This window comes from Marinobacter sp. SS8-8 (assembly GCF_030540945.1).
Lineage (GTDB): Bacteria > Pseudomonadota > Gammaproteobacteria > Pseudomonadales > Oleiphilaceae > Marinobacter.
The window spans coordinates 1-1,464 of sequence record NZ_JASSVN010000051.1 but is presented as its reverse complement, the minus strand read 5'-3'; the positions used below and the strand labels follow the sequence as shown (position 1 = coordinate 1,464).

Sequence of the window (1,464 nt, the reverse complement as noted above, 5' to 3'; positions counted from 1 at the left end):
ACCTCAATCGCATTTTCCGCCCCGTTCATTATCCAGAGAACCACCGTTCCTCCCGGCGCTAGGCCAAGAACCAATGTGTCTCTGGGTTCAATCATTGTTTTACCATATCTTTCATACGGCGCTGGCTCTTTCATCTTTTCCACAATTTCAGCGGCGTTTTCTAATCTGATCACAGCCTCATAGGATTGCTGTTCTGCGAACGAAAACCACCGAATAAGGAACAACTCGGGGGTTGTCTGCCACTCTGCGCGTGAGAGCGGGGGGCTTTTCCAGCAACAACTGACGATTCCAAATGGACGGCGCCACCCAACATTTTCTGACAGTGACTCGATAAAGAATTTATCCACCCATACATCGTAGTGTTCCGGAGCAACAACACCGATACTCCGATAGGCAGAATTCGGGCCGTGCATGGGTGCCTCTGGTTCTCCCTGGTCCGAACACCCCAGAAGCAACAGAACGCAAAGGCTGACGACGAGCGTTTTAATACTCATGGTATTCCCCCTTCCTCCATTGCCCCATATTCGGATGAACAGTTCGGCGGCCATACTTGCCGGGTTTGAAGGGATACAACGGACCAAGCTTCAGGTAATGATCGGAATGGTGGATATATCGCTGTTTCAGTAACGCTTTGGACTCCGGAGTCATCAATAACTGGCTGCCATGCCAGACATGAGCCGCGAGATTTCTGGCAACCGTCATTAATTCTTGCGGTAAAGAGAGGCCTTCTACTTCTGGGTTGATAGATTGGAAGGGAACACCAGCATCCACCGCCAGTTTGTGCATCAGGTACAGCGGAATACGGGAGTATTCACCGCGAACCTCGCGGTCGAGCCAAAGCCGAAGCGTGATGTCGCCACCACGCAAACCGGGTGGGCGTTCCTGTTCGATTTCAAGCGTGGCAAGCGGATTCAGTGGCCCGACCCAGCCTTCATTTTTGATCAGCGCACGTTCCTGAAACATGCGGGAGAATTCAAAACTGGCTTCGGGATTGCGGCGATCCTTTCCTTTGATGACCAAGGGCGGACGAACTTCAATCCGTTCTCGAAAGCGATCCGGGTAACCACCGCCAATATCGGAGTGAACCCCCGGAAGCACCCATTCGCTGAAGTGGTCCGGCAGATTGCCGGACTCACCCCGGAGGCTGTTGAGTGAGAAGTTGTGCCGGCGCTCATCCCGTGCGGCAAACTGAACGACCCGTTCGGCATCCTCCGACCGTAAGTTGACGTTGATACGCCCGGCTTCTGCATCGTGAGCCGATAAGTCCAAATTGCCGAGATCGGCAATCCCCGCAACGGTATCGAACAGGCCGACAAAGCGAACGGAAACTTTCTTGGGCCAAGGTATGCCTTCCCGCTCGAATGCTCTGACTAAAGCCCCTTTGTATTGACCGTATAAGGAGCCCGCTGTGTCCGAAACCTCCCGGCTGACAAAATGCCGAGCTGTGGCCGCGCCACGGCTGAA

The 1,464-nt window shown here is 53.8% G+C and carries 2 protein-coding genes; both read right to left on the bottom strand.

The features are described 5' to 3' along the window. Window positions 1-494: DUF2931 family protein (locus tag QPL96_RS19345; RefSeq protein ID WP_303288905.1), on the bottom strand; the 494-nt coding region annotated here is incomplete at its 3' end. Next, the coding region (locus tag QPL96_RS19340) for a DUF2235 domain-containing protein (RefSeq protein WP_303288904.1) at window positions 484-1,464 on the bottom strand (981 nt) is incomplete at its 5' end. The genes QPL96_RS19345 and QPL96_RS19340, both read right to left, overlap by 11 nt.